The 16,972-nt window shown below is 70.6% G+C and carries 19 protein-coding genes; 12 read left to right on the top strand and 7 right to left on the bottom strand.

The features are described 5' to 3' along the window. Positions 1–20: 20 nt before the first annotated feature. Both ETO60_RS02980 and ETO60_RS02975 read right to left on the bottom strand, forming a co-directional pair. Positions 21–1,541 (bottom strand): TolC family outer membrane protein, encoded by a 1,521-nt coding sequence (locus ETO60_RS02980; protein WP_130003054.1) that lies wholly within the window; start codon positions 1,539–1,541, stop codon positions 21–23. Beyond that, a complete protein-coding gene (locus tag ETO60_RS02975; protein WP_130002517.1) occupies positions 1,541–2,143 on the bottom strand; it encodes a protein-L-isoaspartate O-methyltransferase family protein in 603 nt (200 codons plus the stop codon). Before ETO60_RS02975 ends, ETO60_RS02980 begins: the two co-directional genes overlap by 1 nt. Positions 2,144–2,320: 177 nt before the next feature. On the opposite strand from ETO60_RS02975, the gene ETO60_RS02970 reads away from it, so the two are divergent. The 3 genes from ETO60_RS02970 (at position 2,321) to ETO60_RS02960 (ending at position 4,362) form a co-directional block, all read left to right on the top strand. Further along, positions 2,321–2,605, top strand: coding sequence for a hypothetical protein (locus ETO60_RS02970; protein WP_234026288.1), 285 nt, complete (start codon positions 2,321–2,323; stop codon positions 2,603–2,605). 79 nt (positions 2,606–2,684) lie between these two features. Then, positions 2,685–3,512, top strand: a complete 828-nt coding sequence (locus tag ETO60_RS02965; RefSeq protein ID WP_165362094.1) for a diacylglycerol kinase family protein — start codon at positions 2,685–2,687, stop codon at positions 3,510–3,512. After that, complete coding sequence (locus ETO60_RS02960; RefSeq protein WP_130002513.1) at positions 3,502–4,362, top strand: metallophosphoesterase family protein; 861 nt, start codon at positions 3,502–3,504, stop codon at positions 4,360–4,362. The genes ETO60_RS02965 and ETO60_RS02960 overlap by 11 nt, the downstream gene beginning before the upstream one ends. 94 nt (positions 4,363–4,456) lie before the next feature. Here ETO60_RS02960 and rpsI read toward each other — a convergent pair whose 3' ends face one another. The 4 genes from rpsI to ETO60_RS02940 all read right to left on the bottom strand — a co-directional run bounded on the left by rpsI (position 4,457) and on the right by ETO60_RS02940 (position 7,077). Continuing rightward, positions 4,457–4,984, bottom strand: a complete 528-nt coding sequence (rpsI, locus tag ETO60_RS02955; RefSeq protein ID WP_130003051.1) for a 30S ribosomal protein S9 — start codon at positions 4,982–4,984, stop codon at positions 4,457–4,459. After that, positions 4,984–5,463: a 50S ribosomal protein L13 gene (gene rplM / locus ETO60_RS02950; RefSeq protein ID WP_130002511.1), complete on the bottom strand. Its 480-nt coding sequence runs from the start codon at positions 5,461–5,463 to the stop codon at positions 4,984–4,986. Before rplM ends, rpsI begins: the two co-directional genes overlap by 1 nt. A 193-nt stretch (positions 5,464–5,656) precedes the next feature. Continuing rightward, a complete protein-coding gene (locus tag ETO60_RS02945; RefSeq protein WP_234026287.1) occupies positions 5,657–6,310 on the bottom strand; it encodes a DUF2490 domain-containing protein in 654 nt (217 codons plus the stop codon). 158 nt (positions 6,311–6,468) lie between these two features. Beyond that, the gene (locus ETO60_RS02940) at positions 6,469–7,077 is read right to left on the bottom strand and encodes a phosphoribosyl-AMP cyclohydrolase (protein ID WP_130003047.1); all 609 of its coding nucleotides are present in this window, start codon (positions 7,075–7,077) and stop codon (positions 6,469–6,471) included. A 168-nt stretch (positions 7,078–7,245) separates the two neighbouring features. On the opposite strand from ETO60_RS02940, the gene ETO60_RS02935 reads away from it, so the two are divergent. From ETO60_RS02935 to ETO60_RS02910, 6 genes are all read left to right on the top strand, one after another. After that, positions 7,246–8,337: a sensor histidine kinase gene (locus ETO60_RS02935; RefSeq protein WP_130002509.1), complete on the top strand. Its 1,092-nt coding sequence runs from the start codon at positions 7,246–7,248 to the stop codon at positions 8,335–8,337. Then, positions 8,334–8,984, top strand: a complete 651-nt coding sequence (locus ETO60_RS02930; protein WP_130002507.1) for a response regulator — start codon at positions 8,334–8,336, stop codon at positions 8,982–8,984. Before ETO60_RS02935 ends, ETO60_RS02930 begins: the two co-directional genes overlap by 4 nt. A 17-nt stretch (positions 8,985–9,001) precedes the next feature. After that, positions 9,002–10,945, top strand: coding sequence for a sensor histidine kinase (locus ETO60_RS02925; protein ID WP_130002506.1), 1,944 nt, complete (start codon positions 9,002–9,004; stop codon positions 10,943–10,945). A gap of 7 nt (positions 10,946–10,952) precedes the next feature. Further along, positions 10,953–11,399: a response regulator gene (locus tag ETO60_RS02920; RefSeq protein ID WP_130002504.1), complete on the top strand. Its 447-nt coding sequence runs from the start codon at positions 10,953–10,955 to the stop codon at positions 11,397–11,399. A 102-nt stretch (positions 11,400–11,501) separates the two neighbouring features. Beyond that, positions 11,502–12,224, top strand: a complete 723-nt coding sequence (locus tag ETO60_RS02915) for a cytochrome c oxidase assembly protein (RefSeq protein ID WP_130002503.1) — start codon at positions 11,502–11,504, stop codon at positions 12,222–12,224. Continuing rightward, positions 12,221–12,715 carry a CopD family protein gene (locus ETO60_RS02910; protein ID WP_199798818.1) on the top strand — a complete coding sequence of 165 codons (495 nt, stop codon included), beginning with the start codon at positions 12,221–12,223 and terminating at the stop codon, positions 12,713–12,715. Before ETO60_RS02915 ends, ETO60_RS02910 begins: the two co-directional genes overlap by 4 nt. Here the strand turns inward: ETO60_RS02910 and ETO60_RS02905 are convergent. Further along, positions 12,679–13,188, bottom strand: coding sequence for a DUF2231 domain-containing protein (locus tag ETO60_RS02905; protein WP_130002501.1), 510 nt, complete (start codon positions 13,186–13,188; stop codon positions 12,679–12,681). The genes ETO60_RS02910 and ETO60_RS02905 overlap by 37 nt on opposite strands. A gap of 78 nt (positions 13,189–13,266) precedes the next feature. On the opposite strand from ETO60_RS02905, the gene coxB reads away from it, so the two are divergent. From coxB to ETO60_RS02890, 3 genes are read left to right on the top strand one after another with little or no spacing between them, the layout of a single operon-like run. Continuing rightward, positions 13,267–14,121 carry a cytochrome c oxidase subunit II gene (gene coxB, locus ETO60_RS02900; protein ID WP_130002500.1) on the top strand — a complete coding sequence of 285 codons (855 nt, stop codon included), beginning with the start codon at positions 13,267–13,269 and terminating at the stop codon, positions 14,119–14,121. Continuing rightward, positions 14,118–16,628 carry a cytochrome c oxidase subunit I gene (ctaD, locus tag ETO60_RS02895; protein WP_130002498.1) on the top strand — a complete coding sequence of 837 codons (2,511 nt, stop codon included), beginning with the start codon at positions 14,118–14,120 and terminating at the stop codon, positions 16,626–16,628. Before coxB ends, ctaD begins: the two co-directional genes overlap by 4 nt. Then, on the top strand, positions 16,625–16,972 hold the full coding sequence (locus ETO60_RS02890) for a hypothetical protein (RefSeq protein WP_130002497.1): 348 nt from the start codon (positions 16,625–16,627) through the stop codon (positions 16,970–16,972). The genes ctaD and ETO60_RS02890 overlap by 4 nt, the downstream gene beginning before the upstream one ends.

Below are 16,972 nucleotides of genomic sequence, written 5' to 3'. Positions count from 1 at the left end.
TGGCTCCCTGCGGCCGGGGACTATAGGCCAGCGGGACGCAGATCGCCAATCTCGCGCACACTCTGCGTGCCGTCGTCGAGCGGCGCAATGGGACGGGCCGCCGCATCGGCTGCGGGAACGTCGATCGTGCGGGTGGCGCCGGTCACCGGATCGGGCTCGCGGCTCCAGTCGAACCACCGGCCCCGCACCCGCTCGTAGTTCTCGGCCGGGTCGTAGAGCGGTCCCGCTTCGGCAAGCCCCAAGTCGCGCGCCTCGGCCCGGCCCATGGCGGCCAGCAGGGAGAAGCCGGCAACATAAGCGTTGCGCTGTGCCTGCACGAGCTGGACCCGGGCATTGAGCAGCTCGCGCTCCGCGTCGAGGATGTCGAGGATGGTGCGGTTGCCGACCGTGTTTTCCGCCCGCACACCTTCGAGACTGAGTGCCGCGGCGCTGACCGCCGCTTCGGACGAGCGGATGATCCCGAGCGCGGCGGTGTAGCTGGCAAAGGCGGAGCGGGCCTGCGCGATGACGTTGCGCTCGGCTTCCACGATCTGTTCGAGCGCGACCGAGGCGCGCGCCTGCGCCTGCCGCTCCTGCGCGGCGGGACGTCCGCCCTGGAACAGCGGGAGCGACAGGTTCACCCCGGCCTGCAGACCGTCCGATGCCTGAGGCACGGCCACGCCGCCCGCGCCGCCCAGCGTGCCGAGGAAGTTCTGGTAGGTGTAGCCCGTCACCAGCGACACCTGCGGCAGCCGCGCGGCGCCGGCGACACGGATGTCGAGCGCCGACGCTTCGGCCCGGTCGCGCGCCGCGACGAGGTCGGGATTGGCGTCGAGCGCCGCGGCCACGGCCTCCGCCGCGGTCGCGGGCAGGCCGCCAAGAGGAGGCGGCGGTTGCAGGTCGACGGGCGCCGCGCCGACGAGCGCGATGTAGTTTTCCCGCGAGGCGATGAGATTGGCCTGTGCGGACTGAAGTTCTCCGCGCGCGAGGGCGAGCCGTGCTTCCGATTGTGCCACGTCGGTGCGGGTGAGGATGCCGATCGTGAAGCGGTCGCGGGTCGCCTGCAGGTTGATGTCCAGCACCTGCACCTGATTCTGCGCCAGCCCGACCACCGCCTCGTCGCGCAGGACGTTCATGTAGGCCGCAACCACCTGGGTGAACAAGGCGCTCTCGGCGCCGCGCAGATCGGCCCGGCCGGCTTCCACCCGCTGTTCGGCGGCGCGCACCGCGTTGCGCACGGCGCCGCCGCGGTAGAGCGGGACGGCAAGGCTGATGCCGGCGTTCAGCGCCCGTTCCGGCGCAAGGAAGCTTGCCTGATCCTGCACCAGGAATTCGGTGAAACGGCCGTTCGCGTCCACCGAGGGCAGACCGGCCGCCCGCTGGATCGGCACGGTTTCGTCGGTGGCGCGCTGCTGCGACCGGGCGGCGAGGAGGCTCGGATTGGAGCGGTAGGCCTGCGCCAGCGCCTCGCGCAGCGTCTGCGCCTCGGCGACGGCTGCCGGGACGAGGCCCGCTGCGACCAGCCCGGACAGCAGCAGGACTCGGCACAGGCGGGCGCGCATCAGAAGCGCCACACGCGAGGCTGATCGAATTCGGGGATGCGCGGAATGCCGAGTTCCAGCACCGGCTGCGCCGCCAGCCGGCCATCGACGACGCGGCCGACGCACAGCCTCTGCACCTGGCCCTGCACCAGCCCGGTCACCACCCGCCCGGCGGGAGTCAATGCGGCGAGGAGAGGCGCAGGCACCTGCTCGGCAGCGCCGTCGATCAGCAGGAGCGAATATCCACCCTCCGGCACCTCGCCCGCGGCTGCGGCCGACGGGGCGATGGCCGTCACGGAATTGACCAGCGGCGCCACCAAGGCCTCGAGGTAGCCGGGAGCCGGCGACACGACCAGCACGCGGTCCTGCGGGTCCAGGCGTGCCTCCTGCAACATCAGCCCATGGAACAGCGGTGGCGGAAGCTGATGCGCGTCGTCGAGCGGCAACGACCGGTCGATGTACGCGGCGGCGCGCTGCGCGGCAGGCACGAAGGCCTCGCGCGGGACGGTGTTCATCCGCTCCAGCACCAACGGACCCGTCACCCCGCTGGTGCGCAGCTGGCTGTTGATCATGGCCGTTCTCGCCAGCGCGAAGTCCGGGGCGTGTTCAGTGGAACTCTGCATGGGCCTCGTAGGGTCGCTCGACCTCTGGTGTCTTATCTTCGCAATACAGCTTGCCAGGCCGGTGTCAAGCGGAGAGCAGGGCGCTGTCGCCGGCGCGGCCCGATGCGCCGCATCTGCAATAGGGCTGCGGCGCGCATGTGCCAAGGGGCGGCATTCGCGCTTGGATGCGCGCCGCCGATGGGCGATGATGACCCGGTGGCGGTGCTGTTCATCTTCCTGCTCGGGATCGGCAACTTCGCGCTGCACCGCGCCGTTCTCGACAGCGGGCACCCGCTGGTGCTCCAGATCACCCGGGGACGGGGGTTTCGCGGCGGCGGCGTGCTGCTGGCGGTCGAGTTCCTGCTGCTGACGGCGGCGATGTTGCTGGCCGCCGGAGCGTGGCCGGAAGTGGCGTTCGCCTACGCGATCTACAGCACGCTGAACCTCGTCACCGCGTGGCTGATCGTCTCAAGGCGGGTGTGACGCACAAGCGGCGGGGAACAACCTGCCCCCCGCAGCGGTAACACCCGTCATGGCAGCAGCGCACCGCAGAGTCTGGCTCGTGACCAACAGCCGCAGCGGCAGCAACGCGGCCGATTCGCAGGAACGGCTGCTGCAATCCTTCGCCGCGGCGGGGGTGGAGACGGTGCGGGTCAGCAGCTTTCCCGACGATGCCGCGCCCGCAGCGGAGACGCTCGCGGAGACCGGAAACCCGGTTCTGGCAATCTACACCGGCGATGGCTCCGTCAATTCAATGGTGGGCGCGCTTGACGGGTGGGAGGGGCAGGTGCTGGTTCTGCCCGGCGGGACCAAGAACCTGCTGGCGCAGCGCCTGCATGGCGAAGCCGATGCCGGCGAGATCATTGCCCGCTTCGGCCGGGGCGCCATGCGCCCGGTCCCGCTGAAGGTCATCGCCACCGACGCCGGCATCGCGCTCGTCGACCTGCTCGCCGGACCCGGCGCCAGCTGGCAGGCGGTCCGTGAAGCGATGCGCGAAAGGGATCTGGCCGCGATTGCCGGTTCGGCGAGCGAGGCCATCGGCGTCACGACCGCGGGACCGGGCGTGCGCTGCCTGGAGCCGCCGCTCGGCGCCGAGGAGGGGTATCCTCTGCTCAAGTTGATGCCGACGCACCGCGGGATCCAGATCGACGCCTACCATGCGGAAGGGCTCGGCGACTACCTCGCCCAAGGCTGGGCGCTGCTGCGACGCGAGTTCCGCTCCGGTCCGCACGACCGGCTCGGGCTGGTCGACGAGGTGTCGCTCGCCAAGGCGGATTGCACGCCGATCGACGTCCTCCTCGACGGCGAGGCGCATCAGGTTGCGGACCGTTCCGCTTTCACGCTGGTGGAACACCCCACCCTGTTTCTGGCGAGTGACCATGGCTACTGACGGAACGCTGCTCTTCCACATTTCCGACATTCACTGGGGTTTGGAGGACCGCCGGGCGCTGGCATGGGCGCGCGCCGAGATGGAGCGGCTGCGCCCGGCCGCCGTCGTGATCACCGGCGACCTCACCATGCGCGCCCGCCACCGCGAGTTCCGCGCCGCGACCGCCTGGATCGATGCGCTCGATCTGCCGGTCACGGTGGAGGTGGGCAACCACGATCTTCCGTACTTCAACCCGGTGGAGCGATTCGTCGATCCCTACCGCCGGTTCCAGCGGGTGCGGAGCACGGTGGAGCGGGTGATCGAACTGCCGAACCTCGCGATCGTGCCGCTCAAGACCGTGCGCCGCTGGCAGCCGCGCTGGCCGTGGTCGGAAGGCTGGATCACGCCGCGGGCGCTGGCGCAGTGCCTTGCCCGCATCGACGCCTTGCCTGCCGGAACACGGACGCTGGTCGCGGCGCATCATCCGCTGGTCGAACGGGACCGCGAAGGCCGGCTGCTGACGCATGGCGGCACCGCCGCGCTGGAGGCGCTGGCCTCGCGCGGGGTGGTGGGTGTGCTGAGCGGTCATGTCCACGACCCCTTCGACCTTGAGGAGCAGACGGGAAGCGGGTCTGTCCGCATGATCGGTGCCGGCACCCTGTCGCAGAGGCTCCGCTCGACGCCGCCGTCGTTCAACGAGCTGCACTGGGACGGCGCGCGGCTTCATGTCCGGGTCCGAACGCTCGACGCGGTCCCCACCGCCGACATGCAGATCGACGACGTTCCCAAGGATGCGCTCCCGCCGCGCCAGCCCGGCGAACCGGTGGCGCCGGTGGGCGCGGTTCCGGCGGTCGACCCGCCTGTGCACTGACGACGCCCTTTGCGCTGCAACAGGAAAGGGCGGCCGGTTGCCCGGGCCGCCCCTGTCCGAACACCGCTGCGGCGGCCGTCCGCCGTGTGCGGTCTTAGCGCTTGGAGAACTGGAACGAGCGACGCGCCTTGGCCCGGCCGTACTTCTTGCGTTCCACCACGCGCGGGTCGCGGGTCAGGAAGCCGGCCGCCTTGACCGTCGAACGCAGCGCCGGCTCGAACTTGGCCAGCGCCTGGCTGATGCCGTGCTTCACCGCACCGGCCTGCCCCGACAGGCCACCGCCGCTCACGGTGCAGATCACGTCGTACTGGCCTTCCCGCTCGGTGATGGCGAAAGGCTGGTTGATGACGAGGCGCAGCGTCGGACGGGCGAAGTACTCCGCCTGGTCCTTGCCGTTGATGGTGAAGGTGCCCTTGCCCGGCTTGATCCACACGCGCGCCGTCGCGTCCTTGCGGCGGCCGGTGGCGTAGGCGCGACCCTGCGCGTCGAGCTGCTGCTCCCGCAGGGGAGTGTCGCTGCCGCGCGCGGTCGGCGTGTCGCCGGAGAACTGCGCGTCGGGCGCATCGCCCGCGATGGTCTTGAGGTCCGCCAGATTGGACACGGTTGTTGCCTGGTCAGCCATCATGCGCTCGCCTTGTTCTTGCGGTTCATTGCGGCAACGTCGAGCGTCACCGGGTTCTGCCCGCCATGCGGGTGCTCGGTTCCGGCATACAGGTGCAGGGCCTTCATCTGACGCCGGCCGAGCGGTCCGCGCGGCACCATGCGCTCGACCGCCTTCTCCAGAACGCGCTCGGGGAAGCGGCCTTCCAGCACCTTGGCCGGCGAGGTCTCCTTGATCCCGCCGATGTGCCCGGTGTGGCGGTAGTAGCGCTTGTCCTGCAGCTTGTTGCCGGTGAAGCGCACCTTGTCGGCGTTGATGACGACGACATGGTCACCGCAGTCCACATGGGGTGTGTAGCTCGGCTTGTGCTTGCCGCGCAGGATGTTGGCGACGATGCTGGCCAGCCGGCCCACGACCAACCCCTCCGCATCGATGAGATGCCATTGTTTCTCGACCTCGGCCGGCTTGATCGACCGCGTGGTCTTGTGCAGCGCCTTCATGGCTGAATGTTCCCGTGCTCTTGTGCTCCGCCCGGACCGGACACAAGGCCGCCCGTCGAAACAAGTGACTCGCGCGCGGCGCGCGCCCGCCGGGCGCCCCGCAACGGGCGCTCATGTGTTCGGCGAGAGCGCAAAAGTCAAGGAAAACCGCCCCTCCTGGAAACGGTAAAATGATACCCTAGAGGACGGCCGCTCAGAACGACAGCTCCACGCCGATCACCGGCGCGTGGCCGATGGTGTCCGGTTTACCGGGGGCGATGTCCTGCTGCCGCAGGTAGGTGGCGCTGAGCGCGAGGCGGTCGTTCACCTCGTAGCCGACGCCGATCTGGGTCCGCAGCCCGGTCAGGCCCGTGTCGCTGCTGGCGCTGGTTCCGCGCAGGGTGAAGAACAGCTCGGCGTTGGAATCGAAACTCCACCGCCCGTCCGCATCCAGCGGCACCGAGACACCTAGGCGCGGTCGCAGCCTCAGCGCGAGGCGGTCGGCGTCCTCGATGAAACGCTGCTCGAAGCGCAGGCGGGTCCGCAGCACGCCGTGCCGTCCGCTCAGTTGCTGGATGAGGCGCGTCTCGTCGCGTCCGCCGTCGTTGATCCTCTTTTCAAACGCGCCGCTGAGGGTGAAGGCGTCGCTGATACCCTGATGGATCCACAGGCGGGCGAAATAGGTGTCGACGCGCCCGCGGCGCGAATCGCGAAACCGCTGCGCCGTCTCGACCTCGAGGTCAGTGTTGCTGTCCAGCTCCCAGCTTGCCGACGGGTTCAGCCAGAATTCGAAGTCGCTGTCCCCGGCCGTGAGCGGCGCGGCGGTGCAGGCGAGGGCGGCGATGGCGGTGTTCAGAAGAAGACGCATGCGCAGGCTCCCTGACGCCAGCGGACGGATAGCTCAAGGCCCTTTCGCGAGGGCCGGAGCGGATGCGGGCGGCAGCGTCACGCCCCCGCTCCCGCGCGCATGCTCCGGGCGGCAGCCGCCTTCGACCGCCACCCGGACCCATCGCCCGTTCCGCGCCCTCAGTTCGGGCGGTAGGGGAGCGACGAATGGTGCAGCATGATCCGCAGCCGTCCGTCCGGCCCGCGCACGAAGCCCCACGTCTTGTCGACCGTGGTCTGTTCGCCACGCGCGTTCGTCAGTGTCACGTTGCCCATCGAGATGGCGGTGTTGCCGGTGATGACGATGCCGGCATTCTCCACGGCGTATTGCCGCCAGCTGCCAAGGGCAAAGCCGGTGTCGCCGGCAAACCGGCTGTTGCCGCCAACGAAATAGGCGAGCGCCCCTTCGCGGTCGGTGCGGAAGGTCTGCGGCGCCACGGTCAGCGTCGGCTTGAACAGCACCTTGCCCATGTCATAGGCATAGGCGCTGTCGATGACCTGCTCGGCGAGTCGCCGAGCGGCCGCGTGCCCTTCGCGGTCATGCGTGGTGGAGATGGCGACCAGCGCGTCGCCCCACGCCTTCTGCGCCGCCTCGACCTCGGCGACAGTGATGGGTGCGTAGAGGGCGATGACCTCGGCGCGGTCCGTCTCGACCGTGGTCGGACGCGGCTGCATCTGCGCCGTGGCGGGGAACGCGGCAAGCGCGGCGAGGGACAGCGCGGAAACAGCGGCAAGCGGTCTGGCAAGCATCATCGAAGAACCCCTTGAACGGCCGCCGGGCGCAATCCCTGGCAGCCTTGCGATGGACGCACCTCAGCTAGAAACGGCCCGATCTGCGCGCATCAGCCGGTTGGACGGCGGGTCGGCCTAGGCCGCCCGGCCTATGCACGCTTTGCCCGGGGCGATAAAACCGCGCCCATGCAGTCCACGCCCGCACCCGTGCCGCTGCCGCTCGACAATGTGGCCGAGCTTCGCGCGCTCTACCGTGCCGCCGAGGCCCGCGCGGCACGCTTGCGCCTGCTGACGGAAGCCGGACGCGAGCTGGCCGGTGTCACGAGCGACACCGCGAAACCCGTTCTGGAACGCTGTGCGCAGCGGCTGGCGCTCTTCGTCGGCGTCTCGAAGGCGCGTCTCCACCTCGACCCCTCAGCCAGCGGGCTGGCCGTTGCCGCGCCCGGCCGTTCCGATGCCGTGCTAGCGCGGCTGGAACTGCGGGGCGTGGGTAGGCTGGCGGACATCGCCGATGCCGAAGACCGTGCCGCGGCGGCCCTGCTGCTCGAGCTGATGGGCACCACGCTCGACCGGATCAGGCGGGATGACGAGCGTTCGGCCCTTCTCGATGCGCTCCGCGAACGCGAGGGACGGCTGGAGAGCCTGGTGGGACAAGTGCTGGCCGCGCAGGAGGAAGAGCGGCGGCGCGTGGCGCGTGACCTGCACGACGGAGTTGCGCAGACCGCCACCGCGCTGTTCCGCATGCTCGACGCCGCGGATCAGCGTGTCGGGGGCGGGAAGGACAAGGCAAGCCCGGCCCAGATCGCCCGGAGCCTGGTGCGCGAACTGCGCCGGGTCATTGCCGGCCTGCGACCGACGCTGCTCGACGACCTCGGACTCGAGGCGGCGGTGCAGGCGCTGGCCGAGCAGCTTCAGGAGGACGGCTACACGGTCGCTATGACGGTCGAACCGCTGCGCTGCGCTTTGACGGGTGCGGCGGAAACGGCGCTGTTCCGCGTGGCCCAGGAAGCGATCACCAACATCCGCAAGCATGCCGGCCGGGCGGCGGTTGCGGTGGTGCTGCGCCGGGACGACACAGGGGTCGTGCTGCGGGTGACGGATGACGGGGCCGGGGCCGGCGATGAGCCGATGCCGGACCCGGCGCGCGGTCACGCCGGCGGGGCGCGCCTCGGCATCGACGGGATGAAGGAGCGCATGGCCATGATCGGCGGCTCGCTCGACTGGTGCGGGCCGCCGGGCAAGGGGGTGAGCGTCACCGCGCGCCTGCCGGTGTCATGACCGGCCAGCCCCCGATCCGGGTGCTGATCACCGACGACCATCAGCTGGCCCGCGAGGGGTTGGCCGCAGTTCTCAGCGACAGCTGCATCGCGGTGGTCGGGCTGGCGGCCACCGGCGAGGAGGCGGTGGCGATGACGCGGACGCTCGTGCCGGACGTCGTGCTGATGGACATCCGCCTCGGGGAGGGCATGGACGGCCTTGAAGCCACCCGGCAGATCGCCGAGCTGGACGTGCCGAGCCGGGTGCTGATGCTGACGCTGCACGATCTGCCCGCCTATGTCCGCGAGGCGCTGGCCGCGGGGGCGGCAGGCTATGTGCTGAAGGACACCGGGCTCGACGAGCTGCGCGCGGCCATCCGGCAGGTGGCCGAGGGGCGCCTCGCCGTGCCGCTCGGGCTGGTGGGCGCCGCCATGCGTGCACCGCCTGCGGCGGCGGCGGTGCGTGCTCCCGCGGACATGCTGACGCCGCGCGAGCTGGACGTCACCGGCCTGATCGCCAGGGGCATGACGAACAAGCAGATCGCCCGCAGCCTCGGGATCAGCCCGGCAACCGTCAAGGCCCATGTCGAGCGGATCATCGCCAAGCTGGGTGCGGCCGACCGGACCGAGGCGGCCGTGCTGGCAGCGCGTCACGCACCCGGCGGCTGAAGGCGCCGTCCGCCGCCATGCCTGCACCCTTTCGCCTCCCCACCCGGTTGTGGACGGACCGGCCGCTGACCTTCAAAGGGGTGGTGGTCGTGGCCGTGCCGCTGCTGGTGCTGCTGGCGGCGCTTGTTTCCCTCTACGGCGCCAGCACCGCGGAGGTGCAGGCCGAGGACGATGTCCGCCGGGCCTTTGCCATCCAGCGCGACACCCATCGGGTCCACGCCCTGCTCGCCGAAGCGGCGGCGGGTGTGCGCGGCTATGCCCTGACCCGCGAAGAGCAGTTTCTCGACCGGTACCGGCAGGCAGAGGCGGAGCTTCCGGCCACCATGGCGCGGCTCGACGGCGCGATCCGTGATCCGCAGGTGCGCGCCCGTTTCGAGCGCCTGCGCGGTCTCACCGCCCGCAAGCAGGAGGGGCTGCGCCAGATTGCGGCCCTCGCGGAGAGATCGCCGGACACCGCGGAGCTGCGGCGCGCGCTGCGGGCGAACACGCAGGTGCTCGACGCCATGCGGGCGGAGATCGACGCTCTCCAGCAGCGCGAAAGCGTGCTTCTCGCCGAGCGCACCGCGAGGGTGGAGGACGTGCGCGGACGGTTTCTGGTCGTCACCGCCATCAGCGCGGTGCTGGGCCTCCTGGGCAGCCTGGCCGCGGTGTACCTGTTCTCCACCGGCATCGTGCGGCGCGTGAGGGTGCTGGAGCACAACGCGACCCGCCTCGCGCGGGGCGAGGCGCTTGGCGAACAGCCGGCCGAGTCGGACGAGATCGGCCGGCTTGCCCAGCGCCTTGCCCGGGCGAGCGCCCTGCTGCGCGCCCGCGAGCACGCCCTGCGCGAGAGCGAGGAGCGGTTTCGCCTGGTGGTCGACCAGGTCCGCGACTACGGCATCTTCGCCCTTGACGCCGACGGTCTGGTGGTCAGCTGGAACCAGGGTGCCGAACGCATCAAGGGCTGGCGCGCAGGAGAGATCCTCGGCCAGCATTTCAGCCGGTTCTATCCGCCCGAAACCCGTGCGCACCGCCCGGCGGAAATGCTGGCGCAGGCAAGGCGGCACGGCACCGCCGAGGACGAGGGCTGGCGCGTGCGCCGTGACGGGTCGCGATTCTGGGCCAACGTGGTGATCACCGCCCTGCGCGACGAGCACGGCGCCCTGCGCGGCTTCGCCAAGGTCACCCGCGACATCAGCGAGCGGCACCGGGCCGAGGAGACGCTGAGGCTGGCGCGGGAGGAGGCGGTGGCGGCCAGCGACGCCAAGAGCGTCTTTCTCTCCCGCACCAGCCACGAGCTGCGCACGCCCCTCAGCGCCATCCTCGGTTTTGGTCAGCTGCTCGAACTGGACGCGGACGACCTGCCCGAGCGCCACCGTGCGGCCGTCACCCACATCATGGCCGCCGCCCGCCATCTTCTCGCGCTGATCGACGATCTGCTCGACATTTCCGCGATCGAGGCCGGCGGCGCCGAACTGCGCGCCGAAGCACTCGACCTCGAGGCCGTGTGCCGTCAGGCTGCCAGTCTCGCCGCGCCCATCGTGGCGGGGGCCGGACTGCGGCTGACGGTCGACCCGCCTCGACGACCCCTGCGGGTGGTGGCCGACCGGCGCCGGGTGGTGCAGGTGATCCTCAACCTGCTCGCCAACGCGGCCAAGTATCACGGCAACGGCACCACCGTCACGCTGACGGCGCGGCAGGAAGGCGCAAGCGCCTGCATCATTGTGGAGGATGACGGGGTCGGCATCGACCCCGCCCATGCGCCGCGGCTGTTCACCGCGTTCGACCGGCTGGGCCAGGAGCGGCGCTCGAATGTCGAGGGCACGGGCTTGGGCCTTGCCCTGTCGCGCAGCATGGTGCAGTCGATGGGCGGCGCCATGGCGCACGAGCGTCCCGACCGCGGGGCGCGGTTCTGGTTCACCCTGCCGCTCGCCCCGCCCGACATCCCGGCTCCGCGGCGATCCGAGGAGACGGAGGTGTGACAGGGTGATGGATCTGGTCAGCGGCGCCGACATCCTGGCGCGGCGCATCCTCGTCATCGACGACGAAGAGGCCAACGTGCTGCTGCTGCGCAGCGTGCTGGAGCGGGAGGGTTATCGCGACATCCATGCGCTGACCGACCCGCGCCGGGCGCTCGACACCTTTGTCGACCTGAAGCCGGACCTCGTGCTGCTCGATCTCATGATGCCGGAGGTCGACGGATTCCAGCTGCTGGAGGCCTTCGCCCGCCACAGCCGCGCCGATGACTTCCGTCCCGTGCTGGTGCTGACTGCCGACACCGCCGTCGAAGCGCGGCGGCGCGCCTTGTCGCTGGGCGCCAAGGATTTTGTCACCAAGCCCTTTGACGTCGTCGAAGTGGCGCTGCGGATCGCCAACCTGCTGGAAACGCGCATCCTTTACGAACGTCTGCGGCAGCGCCGCTGCGCCGACGGTTAGGCCGCGCCGGCGCTCGGCACGGGCGGGGGTGGACTTCCCGCCCCTGGTTCGTCACAGTTTCGGGCAACGCACGGAACGGGCGATCAAAGGAGCACCGGAGCAATGCCACCGGACCCCATCACCTACTGCGGCATCGCGCCGACACCGCTGCTGCTGGCGACGCGCTGGAACTTCGATCCGCCGCTGCTGGTGGGGCTGGCGCTGCTCCTGGGCGGGATCGCGCTGGGCAAGGGAGACCGTCGCGCCCTTGTGGCGGGCTGGGTCGTGCTGGCGATCATCTTCGTGTCGCCGCTGTGCGCCCTGACGGTGGCGCTGTTCTCCGCCCGCGTGGTCCACCACCTCCTGCTGGTGGCGGTCGCCATGCCGTTGCTGGCATGGGGCTGGCGCGGTGTGCCGGGCGGGCGCGTGCCGGTCGGAATCGCCGCGGTCGCGCATGTGGCGGTGTTCTGGTTCTGGCACGCGCCGCCACCCTATGCGGCGGCGCTGGCCGATCCGGCGGTGTACTGGGCGATGCAGGCGAGCCTTGCGGCCACGGCGCTGCTGTTCTGGCGCGCGGTGTTCGATGCGCAGGCGCAGCCTCTGGCCACCACGCTGGCGCTGGTGGGGACGGTGGCCCAGATGGGCCTTCTCGGCGCCATCCTCGCCTTTGCGCCCGAACCGCTTTACGCGCCGCACCTTGCCACCACCGCGCCCTGGGGCCTCGGGCCGGTTACGGATCAGCAGCTTGGCGGGCTGATCATGTGGGTTGCGGGGGCCATCCCCTATGGTGCGGCGCTGGCCCTGCTGCTGCGGGGCTGGGCGCGCGGCTGGCGGCTGGCCGCGTGATCGCGATCCTCAAGGCCCTCCACATCGCCGCACTGGTGATCTGGAGCGCGGGGCTGATCGCGCTGCCCACCCTGCTGGTGCAGCACGCTCATGTGCGCACGCAGGAGGAGTTCGGCGCCCTGCGGTATTTCGTGCGCCGCATCTATGTGCGCGCAGTCACGCCGGCCGCGATCGTCGCGGTCGTGGCGGGCACGGCGCTGATCTTCGCCCGCGACGTGTTCACCGGCTGGATGTATCTGAAGCTGGCGGTGGTGGCGCTGATGGTGGCGCTGCACGCGTTTCAGGGGCACCTGCTGCTCGAATACGCCGATCACCGTCCGGCGATGGGCTGGCTCGGGGCGGGCGCGCTGATGACGGCGGCCGTGACCGTGATCGCCCTGATCCTCGCCCTCGTGCTGGCCAAGCCGCCGCTCGACGGCGGCGCGCTGCCGGACTGGCTGCTCGAACCGCGCGGTCAGCCCTTCCCCGGATCGGCGGAGACACCGATCTGATGGTCGAACACCAGCTTGCCTCCGTGCCACCCGGCAAATCCGGTCATGACCGCGCCGAGGAGCGACATCAGGATGCCGTAGGGCAGCACCGCCGCTTCGTGATCGGCGATCCGCAGACCCCAGTTGGCGCCCATGATCGACAGCAGGGTCACGGCCGCGATGAAATGCGTCCACACCGCGATCCGCCGCCGGATGCCGGGGCCGAACACCAGCTCGCCGGTGCCGGTGATGCCGGCCGCGACGCCCAGCCAGAAGCCAAACCCGCTCGAGTAGAGCGCCGCGCGGGTCCAGAACGGATCGCCCGTCCACCAGTAGAACACGTCCGCGCCCAGCGTGGCGAACGCAAGCGCGATGGGGAAGGCCACCGACATCGCGTGGAGCGGGTGTCCGGCCACCGCGACGAACGAGTCGGTCATGTAGTAGTGATCGCTGTCGTGGAACGGGTCGCGCAGCTGGTGCGGCTTGCGGGCCATGGTCGTCTCCGGACTGGTGTGCGGCGGGGACCAGCGTACAGAAGGGCGGGCGCGCACGCCACCCTTGCCGCCGCGGCGATGCTGGGCGGGTGCGCCGCGCCGCTGTCGACGCTTGAGCCGGGCGGGCCTTCGGCGCGCGCCATCGCCGTGCTGTGGTGGGTGATGCTCGCCGGCGCGGCCGCCATCACGGCGCTGGTCGCCGTGTTGCTGGCGCTGGCATGGCGCCGCCGGCACGCCGCCTCCACCGTCAACGCGGCGCGCTGGATCGTCGGCGGCGGGCTGCTGTTCCCCTTGGGCGTACTTGGCGTGCTGACGGCGGCGGCGCTGATCGTGGGCGAACGCCTGCTGCCTCATCCCGCGCCCGAGGTGGTGACGGTGGAGGCGCGGGCGCATCAGTTCTGGTGGCGGTTCACCCATCCCGATCTCGGCGCGGGACGGGCGGTGACGGCGACGGAGCTGCACATTCCTGCCGGGCGGGACGTGGACGTGCGGATCACCAGCGCCGACGTGATCCACAGCTTCTGGGTGCCCCAACTCGCCGGCAAGCTCGACGCCGTGCCCGGTTTCGAGAACGTGCTGCGGATCAGGGCGGCGGCGCCCGGACGGTACCAGGGCCGCTGCGCCGAATTCTGCGGCGTCGGCCACGCGGCCAATGTCTTCACCGTGGTCGCCCACCCGCCCGAGGAGTACGCGGCGACGTTGGCGCGGCTGCGGAGCGAGGCCGCGCCGTGGCCGGCGAACTGCGCCGCCTGTCACGCCGACGGCACCGGCGCACCGGGCCTTGCGGGCGTGTCCGCGCGCGCCTGGCCCCCCGGCCACCCGCTGCACGCGCTGTCCGGCGAGGCGCTGCGCGCGTGGGTGCGGCTCCATGCCGGCCCGCTGACGGAGGCGGAGACGGAGCAGGCCGCGGCGCTGCTGGAGGGCGGGCGATGAGCGGCGGACGGGTGACGGCGCTAGGACTGCACAAGCAGCTCGACCCGCTGTTCAGAACCCCGTCCGGCTGGGGCCGGCTGGCGGCGACCAACCACACCGACATCGGCAAGCGGTTTCTGGTCACTTCCTTCGTGTTCTTCCTGATCGGCGGCGTTCTCGCCATGCTGATCCGGGCGCAGCTCGCCACCCCGCACAGCGGCTTTGCCGGTCCGGCCGCCTACAACCAGTTCTTCACCATGCACGGAACGGTGATGATGTTCCTGTTCGCCATTCCGGCGCTGGAAGGGCTGGCCATCTACATGATGCCCAAGATGCTGGGCGCGCGCGACATGGCGTTTCCGCGGCTCGGCGCCTACGCCTACTGGTGCTACCTGTCGGGCGGATCGATCCTCATCGTCGCCATGCTGCTCGGCCTTGCGCCCGACACCGGCTGGTTCATGTACACCCCGCTCTCGTCGCAGCCCTATTCGCCCGGCATCAACGCCGACGTCTGGCTGATCGGCGTCACCTTCGTCGAGGTCTCCTCGATCGCCGGGGCGGTGGAGATCGCCGTGTCGATCCTGAAGCTGCGCGCGCCCGGCATGAGCCTGTCGCGCATGCCGCTCCTTGCGTGGTATCTGCTCGTGGCGGTGTTCATGATCCTGATCGGCTTTCCGCCGCTGGTTCTGGGGTCGGTGATGCTCGAGATCGAGCGGGCGTTCGGATGGGCGTTCTTCGATCCGGCGCGGGGTGGCGACAGCATCCTGTGGCAGCATCTGTTCTGGCTGTTCGGCCATCCGGAAGTCTACATCATCTTCCTTCCCGCGGCCGGGATCCTTTCCACGCTGATCCCGGTGCTGTGCCGCACCACCATCGTCGGGTACGGCTGGGTGGTCGCGGCGGCCATCAGCCTCGGCTTCCTGAGCTTCGGGCTGTGGGTCCATCACATGTTCACGACCGGCATCCCGCACATGGGGCTGGCCTTCTTCTCCGCCGCGAGCACGCTGGTGGCGGTGCCCACCGCGATCCAGATCTTCGCCTGGCTGGCGACCATGGTGCAGGGCCGCCCGCAGCTCAGGCTGCCCATGCTCTACATCCTCGGCTTCTTCGCCATCTTCGTGCTGGGCGGCCTTTCCGGAGTGATGGTGGCCGTGGTGCCGTTCAACTGGCAGGTGCACGACACCCACTTCATCGTCGCCCATCTCCATTACGTGTTGGTCGGCGGTTTCGTGTTTCCGCTGCTGGCCGGGCTGTACTACTGGCTGCCGCTGGTCAGCGGACGGCGGCGTCTGTTCCGGCTGGGCGAGGTTGCCTTCTGGCTCAACTTCATCGGCTTCAACCTGACGTTCTTCCAGATGCATCTGACGGGACTGCTCGGCATGCCGCGCCGGGTCTACACCTACCCGGCCGAGATGGGGTGGACCGGGCTCAACCTCGTCTCCTCCATCGGCGGCTTCCTGTCGGCCATCGGCTTCGCGCTGGTGCTGGTCGATGTCGTGCTGCAGTTCCTGTCGGGCGAGAAAGCGCGCCGCAATCCGTGGAACGCGGGCACGCTGGAATGGGCCGGGCCCAAGCCGCCGCCATCCTACAACTTCGCCAGCCTGCCGCTCGTCACCGGACGCGACCCGCTGCAGGCCGATCCCGATCTCGCCGTCCGGCTGGCGCGGGGCGAGGGCGCGCTCGGGCGCCGGCGCGGCGAGCGGCGGGAAACCATCGGCGTCGACATGGTCAGCGGCGCGGCCGAACAGGTCGTGCTGCTGCCCGGACCGACGTTCCTGCCGCTCTTCGCGGCGCTGCCGACAGGGGCGTTCTTCCTCGGCATCCTGCTCAAGCAGTATCTGCTGAGCCTTGCGGGGGTCGCGGTGGCGCTGGTGCTGTTCCTCGTCTGGGCATGGAACAACGGCCAGCGGCAGGACGAGGGCGCGCAGGACGCGGGCGCCGGACTCGTGCTGCCGCCCCATCCCGAAGTGCGGGAGGCGCCGGGTCACTGGGGCAGCCTGTTCACGCTGACCGCCGACGCCTCGCTGTTCGGATCCCTGCTGTTCGGTTACGCCTATCTGTGGACCATCGCACCCGGCTGGCCGCCGCCGGCCCTGCTGGAGCCGAACAGCGCCAACCTGGCGCTCGGCCTCCTCGGCGTGATCGGCGGCTGGGCAGCCATGCGCCGGGCGACGCTGGCGATGTCCGCGGGCCGGACAGCTTCGGTCAGCGGCACCCTGCTCGCGGCGGCGGCCGGGCAGATTTTCGGTGGCGTCATGCTGGCGCTGGTGCCGCTGTGGCTCGCTCCTCCGCCCTCGGGACACGCCTACGCCTCGGTGACGGCGCTGCTGGCAGCCTATGGCGCGTTCCACTGCGCCGTCGCGGCGATCATGGCGCTGTTCTGCTGGGCTCGGGTGAAGCGCGGCTTCGTCTCGCCGGCGCGAACGCTGGATCTGCGGGTGACGCTGCACTGGCAGGCGTGGGCCGCCTTTGCCGGCTCGCTGGCGCTCCTCGTCATCCATGGTGCGCCATGGGTCGCGGGACCGTGAGCGCGCCGGCCGCCACCGCCCGGGCGCTGCTGGCCAGCACGACAGGCTGGATCGTCTGGGCGGTCGCGTTCTCCGTGCTCTACGGCGTCCAGGGGCTGTCCTGCGCCTACCGCTGGAACACCATCGGCGTGGCAGGAACCTCGCTCGCGCAGGTGCTGCTCTGCGCCATCTGGCTGGCGTTCATCGCCGTTCTGGGGTGGCTGTGCTGGCGCCTCGGCGGCGCCGCGCTGGTCCCCGGCATGACCCGCCTGCTGCGCTTCGTCGCGCTCGTCAGCGCCATCGGCGGCCTTGTTGCAACCGTCTGGACCGGGATCCCGGTCGTGTTCACCAGCGTGTGCCTGTGA

Origin of the sequence: Qipengyuania thermophila (assembly GCF_004153605.1) — a bacterium.
Classification (GTDB): Bacteria; Pseudomonadota; Alphaproteobacteria; order Sphingomonadales; family Sphingomonadaceae; genus Qipengyuania_B; species Qipengyuania_B thermophila.
This window is presented reverse-complemented; position numbering and strand designations above follow the sequence as displayed.